This window comes from Parafilimonas sp., from assembly GCF_047606085.1.
In the GTDB taxonomy this organism is placed as follows: domain Bacteria; phylum Bacteroidota; class Bacteroidia; order Chitinophagales; family Chitinophagaceae; genus Parafilimonas.
Map to the genome: position 1 here is coordinate 1 of NZ_JASGEX010000231.1, position 4,831 is coordinate 4,831.

At 40.0% G+C, this 4,831-nt stretch carries 8 protein-coding genes; 1 reads left to right on the forward strand and 7 read right to left on the reverse strand.

All coding sequences use genetic code 11. The features are described from left to right. Positions 1 to 132: 132 nt before the first annotated feature. The 7 genes from QM629_RS20610 to QM629_RS20640 all read right to left on the reverse strand — a co-directional run bounded on the left by QM629_RS20610 (position 133) and on the right by QM629_RS20640 (position 4,239). Positions 133 to 525, reverse strand: coding sequence for a hypothetical protein (locus QM629_RS20610; RefSeq protein ID WP_415161799.1), 393 nt, complete (start codon positions 523 to 525; stop codon positions 133 to 135). Further along, a complete protein-coding gene (locus tag QM629_RS20615; protein ID WP_415161800.1) occupies positions 522 to 1,331 on the reverse strand; it encodes a relaxase/mobilization nuclease domain-containing protein in 810 nt (269 codons plus the stop codon). The genes QM629_RS20610 and QM629_RS20615 overlap by 4 nt, the downstream gene beginning before the upstream one ends. Beyond that, positions 1,328 to 1,702 (reverse strand): plasmid mobilization protein, encoded by a 375-nt coding sequence (locus tag QM629_RS20620; RefSeq protein WP_415161801.1) that lies wholly within the window; start codon positions 1,700 to 1,702, stop codon positions 1,328 to 1,330. The genes QM629_RS20615 and QM629_RS20620 overlap by 4 nt, the downstream gene beginning before the upstream one ends. A gap of 138 nt (positions 1,703 to 1,840) precedes the next feature. Continuing rightward, a complete protein-coding gene (locus QM629_RS20625) occupies positions 1,841 to 2,728 on the reverse strand; it encodes a CHC2 zinc finger domain-containing protein (protein WP_415161806.1) in 888 nt (295 codons plus the stop codon). Positions 2,729 to 2,931: 203 nt separating this feature from the next. Continuing rightward, the gene (locus tag QM629_RS20630; protein ID WP_415161802.1) at positions 2,932 to 3,429 is read right to left on the reverse strand and encodes a helix-turn-helix domain-containing protein; all 498 of its coding nucleotides are present in this window, start codon (positions 3,427 to 3,429) and stop codon (positions 2,932 to 2,934) included. Between the two features lie 79 nt (positions 3,430 to 3,508). After that, on the reverse strand, positions 3,509 to 3,721 hold the full coding sequence (locus tag QM629_RS20635; RefSeq protein ID WP_415161803.1) for a hypothetical protein: 213 nt from the start codon (positions 3,719 to 3,721) through the stop codon (positions 3,509 to 3,511). A 53-nt stretch (positions 3,722 to 3,774) separates the two neighbouring features. Continuing rightward, positions 3,775 to 4,239: a hypothetical protein gene (locus QM629_RS20640; RefSeq protein WP_415161804.1), complete on the reverse strand. Its 465-nt coding sequence runs from the start codon at positions 4,237 to 4,239 to the stop codon at positions 3,775 to 3,777. A 106-nt stretch (positions 4,240 to 4,345) separates the two neighbouring features. Between QM629_RS20640 and QM629_RS20645 the strand changes: the two genes are divergently transcribed. Further along, entirely contained in the window at positions 4,346 to 4,792 is a 447-nt protein-coding gene (locus QM629_RS20645; protein WP_415161805.1) for a hypothetical protein, read from the forward strand. Positions 4,793 to 4,831 lie beyond the last annotated feature (39 nt).

The window sequence follows — 4,831 nt, forward strand, 5'->3', positions numbered from 1 at the left end:
CCTTCTCCTGGTTTGACAATGACCGCAGATTGTGTAGAAACTATGAACTACTCATGGAATCATCGGAAGAAATGGTCAAACTGTCCGCTATAAAACTTTTATTGAATAAATTTTAAACAGGCTCTAAGACAGTTATTTTAGGTAATGCTCAATTTTAAAAATAACCACCAGCACAATAACCAGGATAGCAGCCCATTTGAAAAGCTGCCCCAGGACGGCTTTGTAAAACTCCAGCTTGTGGCTTTCAATAGGAAAAAGCATTATCTGCTTTACTTGCCGTACTTCCTTGGGCTGTGCATCTATCAACGCCCGCAATATTTGAAAGTGCTTTTTGAGCAGCTCTTTTATCGGTTCTAAATCAGGCTCAGGCGCAGTGATCTTTAATCCCGTTGCTTTTTCTTCTATACCGGTTATTTTATCGGACAGGTTCTCGGTCGCTTTTGCCATTAAGCCGGTGTTGACGGTATTTTCCCGCTGCTCTTCCAGCACCTCTTTAAGAATTTCGTTTAATATTGTTTCATTCATAAGTGTAAACCCCGTTTATGTTGATTTATGTTGATGTATTTTATTTCATGCTGATTTATTTTGTTCTGGTTCCGTTCGAGTTGTTTCAAAACGGCTTGTAGAGATAACCCCATATCGCTGCCCTTTACTTTTACGCCCTTGTTATCTATAAAAGCGATGCCACGACCCTTAACAATATCAATACCCCGTTCTTTTGCCTTTTGCTCAAAACCTTCAAATGTTTTTGATGCATACAGAATTTGCTTTAACCGTGCTTTCATCTCTTCCTTTCGCTGGTCGCTTCTTGGTAATTGTTGCTGAGCTTTTGGCAAAAAACGCCGGGGGCTTAATACATGCTGCAACTGGTATTTCTGTTCCATTTTCCGGCAGAACTGCGCCATCCGCTTATAACTGTTACTGTCGGATACATTTGTTCTGCCGGTAAAACCTATTCGATTGGCCACGATATGTATATGCTGGTGCTGTGTATCCTTATGCTCTACCGCTAAAAACTGATTATCCGAAAACCCAAATTCTTCTGAACAATCCCTTACGACTTGGATGAGCTGTGCCCTGGACAGGACTTCTCCCGGAGCCATGCTCAATGTAAAATGAAACACCGGCCTGGACTGTTTGGGATTTAGTTTTCGCACTTCGTTAAACTGCTGTACCAACTCTTTTTTATTACCAAAACATTTATTGAAAAGCAATATCTCCGCACGGTTTTGCATCACCGCCTGGTCTTTATCACGTCTCATTTTTTTATCTTCCAGGCAGTAGCTGATACATCCGCCAAATCCTTTGCCTGTGATCGCCTTTCCAATCATTGTAAATGGTTTTTAATGTCCTGCGCTAATTGCTTTACATCTGCTGCCAGTTGTTTTAGTTCCAACCTTTCAAACGCGTTAAATATTTGCGCAGCATTATTTTTATAAGCCAGTGAATTAACATTAGCTGCAAGGTGATTGAGCTGCGCTGTGAACTCCAAAACTTCTTTGGGCAATGTTTTTTGCCGGGAAAATATCTGGCTGTTTAATGCAGCTTCACGTAAAAACTCTGATATGGTAAGTTGCACCTGCTTTGCTTTTCCTTCAATTATTTCCAACTCCAATGCGCTGCAAGCCACCCGTAAGCGATGGCTGCGCTGTATTGTTTTCTTTGGCCTGCTGCCCTTATTCTTATGATTTATATTATCCATACTACATTAAGTTTATTAGTGATCCACCGCGCTTTGCCCCCCCCCCATGAATGCCGCCCCAAAGCGGCATGAATGGGCCAGCATGTTCAAAGTGGGTGAGGATACGAGCCCACGAGAACATAGCTGGCTCCTGCCAGCTCAACGGCCTAAGCCTCTCCCGCGGGTCTGCTCAGGTGCGAGGGTTTTTTCTTTCACCAGCCACTCATTAAGATCTTTGTAAAGCCCGTATTTGTGGGACAGATTGATGAACTTTTGGGATAAGCCTGTTGCCAGGGAAGTGCAACGGTTACCGGCAGTATCGTTATCCAATAAGAGATATACCCGCTCATGTTCGTTCATTAAAGGCATTGCTTTTTCAAAAAAAGACAAGGAATTAAGCACCAGAAAATTTGTCAGTTCGGGTAGTATCTTATCCTGCTTTTCGAGCAGTGAAAGAAAATCAAACAAGCCTTCCACAACAGCTAAAGCCGGTTTATCATTCTGAAAAAAGCTGACATCTTTTGGCGCAATAGTGCTTTTAAAATCTCCAATACTACAGAGCTCAAAACCTCCTGAATCATTTTTAAACCCGATCAATGAGAACTTTTTTTGTGCTGTTTCTACAATAACTTCTTTACAATATTTTTCAGCGTTGGAAACTGAAATTGCTCTTTTCTGAAAGTAATTTTTCAATGCCAGGTTTTGAAGGTTTTTAATTTCCAGTACCTGGATTTTAGGATTGGACTTTTCTGCCTGGTAAGGTGCGGTTTTAATGACCGGTTGGTTTTGCTGGTGAAAAGAAAAATGGTGTTGCAGGCTGTTCAGTTTTTCAAGGAACTCAGCCACAGAGCATTGATGGTAAGCTATACCAAAATCCACCAGGTTGCCTCCTTTACCCAAACTGTGATCGTACCATACATTTAGCTTCCTGTTTACTTTAAAGGATGGGGTATGTTCTTTATGAAAAGGGGAATAATACCAATAGTCATTACCCTGCACTTTGGTAGGTCTGAAATTTAGCTGTTCCAGGTAGGTGACAATGTCTATTTTCTTTGCCTGCTCACAATTCTTTTTTTAGGGGTCATAACTTTTCATTTTTTTGATGATTTGATGAAAATGTTTGCAATAGTCTTATGATGAACAGGTTATGTCTTCATCATTTTGTCATCAAAAGATTTTGTTTGTCATCATTGGTATTTTTTGATGAAAGGTTGATGACAATTTTGATGACGGTAATTATTTGATACTGATTAGCTTGTATTGTTGTCATCAAAATCATCAATATTATTGAGCTTCAGCACCTCGCTTTTCTGAAGGCTGTAAAACCGGCCTTTTTGCATGAACTCGTAAATACTGCCATCCGTCCCCAAACGGTATTGCAGGTAACTGTTGGAGTTGTCCGATGGTTTTAACTGCCAGTCCTGTTGTAATATTTTGCGGATGGCCATGGTGTCCCGGTTATGGACGCCTTGCCATTTACTGTGCCATTCAGTAAAGTCGTCTTTACGCACCAGGTAAGGCTTGCCCAGCCTCTTTGCCGGCAGTCCGCGGGAATGGATATACCCACGAACTGTTCCAATAGGTTTTTTCAGGATAATAGCAACTTCCGGAAGGGTGAGGAAATCAGCACTGTAAGTACGATCCGGCTGTTTTTCCCTGTTTTCCTGTTTAGAAAACCAGGCGATCAAAGATTTTTGAATCTGATCCAGCCGTTCATTAATTTGTTCAAAAGGATTACTTACGCTCATTACTAATTGTTTTTAATTGTGAACAATGAGCGCAACATAGTCTCACCCTGAAGGCATATCAAGTCAGTGTGGCGGAAAATCAGGAATGTGAGGCGTTTTCCTGGTATTTTTTGAGGTTTAGGTCTTCGAGAGATGCTTTATAACGCAAATAATAATTATCTGCCAGGTAGTTTCTCTTAAAATTATTGAGCTTACCAATAGAGTTACCGGTCTCTTTTAGATAAGCATCCAGTATTTCAGGGAAGGAAAAATCATCTTTAAAATATCCCAGCTCTTTAAAAATGGTAATCATACTGGCTACAGCCCCGGCAAAGCCATCCGGGTTTTTATTGGTTCGGGTTTTCGTTACCGGTTTTCTTTATCCAGCCGGATCACCTCGTCAAGCATATTTTTATTGTTCAGGCTGGATAGTTTTTTGCCAATAAAATGCAGGTAGGGATCGGTCGGGTGGTTGATGGCGTCCGGATAGGCAGAAGGGTAGTGCCCGAGGATTTGAAGAAAATAATCCAGGTCTTCTTTATTGACATCCGGCAGGCGGCGAATCAGTTTGGTGGTAAAGCCAGGCTTAAACGTGAAGTAAATATTCTGGCAGAAATCTTCAAAATGTTCTATGTCCCAGAAATCTTTTTCCGAAAGCAAATAGTCAATATCATCCAAGCTCACTGCATTTCCTTTTCTAATCGCTTTGTCGAGAAAAGCCTTAGCGTCCTTAGCTATCCAAATAAAATCATTCGGGATCGTCCCATGAACGTCGATAGCTGTTACATATCTTTTATTGAGACGGTTTATTATGGATTGGGGAATTTTCATTTACTAATCTGACTACGTTGTTTAAAATTACGAAACAACGATTTAAAATTGAGGAAGTTGTGTATATTTATAGTCTAGCGACAATTCATAAATCCAAAACACTATAATGAATCCAATATATACGGATATACATATTCATACATCTGACAATCCAGACCAGATTAACGAGAACTACGACCTTAACCCGCTTATAAATAAAATAAAAGAGTTCAATGGAAACTCTGACTTTTTAATTTCAATTACAGACCACAACACTATAAACAAAAAAATATATCTTGAGGCTGTTTCAAAAAATATAAATATAATTCTTGGTGTAGAACTTCACATAAAAAACTATGACGGTTGCCCTGCATATCATTGTCATATTTACTTTGACTTACTTGAAATCACAGAAACTGTAATTGACGACTTAAATACAAAATTGAACAAACTCTATCCTAAAAAACAGGTTGAGAAAAGTATTCCTTCGTCCAACCCCATCATTGATGTTCAGTATGGGAGGGATAATTTTGCGGCAGCAGGGAGTGTAGATTTTCCTTTGGGGTTTTGTTGATATTGTCAAATAAGTGGGTGAGCCATTTTTCGGGGTTAA

Coding starts and splice junctions, on each gene's coding strand:
- QM629_RS20635 (WP_415161803.1), bottom strand. CDS start 3,721: ATGATTACCATTTTTAAAGAGCTGGGATATTTTAAAGATGATTTTTCC.
- QM629_RS20620 (WP_415161801.1), bottom strand. CDS start 1,702: ATGGATAATATAAATCATAAGAATAAGGGCAGCAGGCCAAAGAAAACA.
- QM629_RS20610 (WP_415161799.1), bottom strand. CDS start 525: ATGAATGAAACAATATTAAACGAAATTCTTAAAGAGGTGCTGGAAGAG.
- QM629_RS20630 (WP_415161802.1), bottom strand. CDS start 3,429: ATGAGCGTAAGTAATCCTTTTGAACAAATTAATGAACGGCTGGATCAG.
- QM629_RS20615 (WP_415161800.1), bottom strand. CDS start 1,331: ATGATTGGAAAGGCGATCACAGGCAAAGGATTTGGCGGATGTATCAGC.
- QM629_RS20645 (WP_415161805.1), top strand. CDS start 4,346: ATGAATCCAATATATACGGATATACATATTCATACATCTGACAATCCA.
- QM629_RS20640 (WP_415161804.1), bottom strand. CDS start 4,239: ATGAAAATTCCCCAATCCATAATAAACCGTCTCAATAAAAGATATGTA.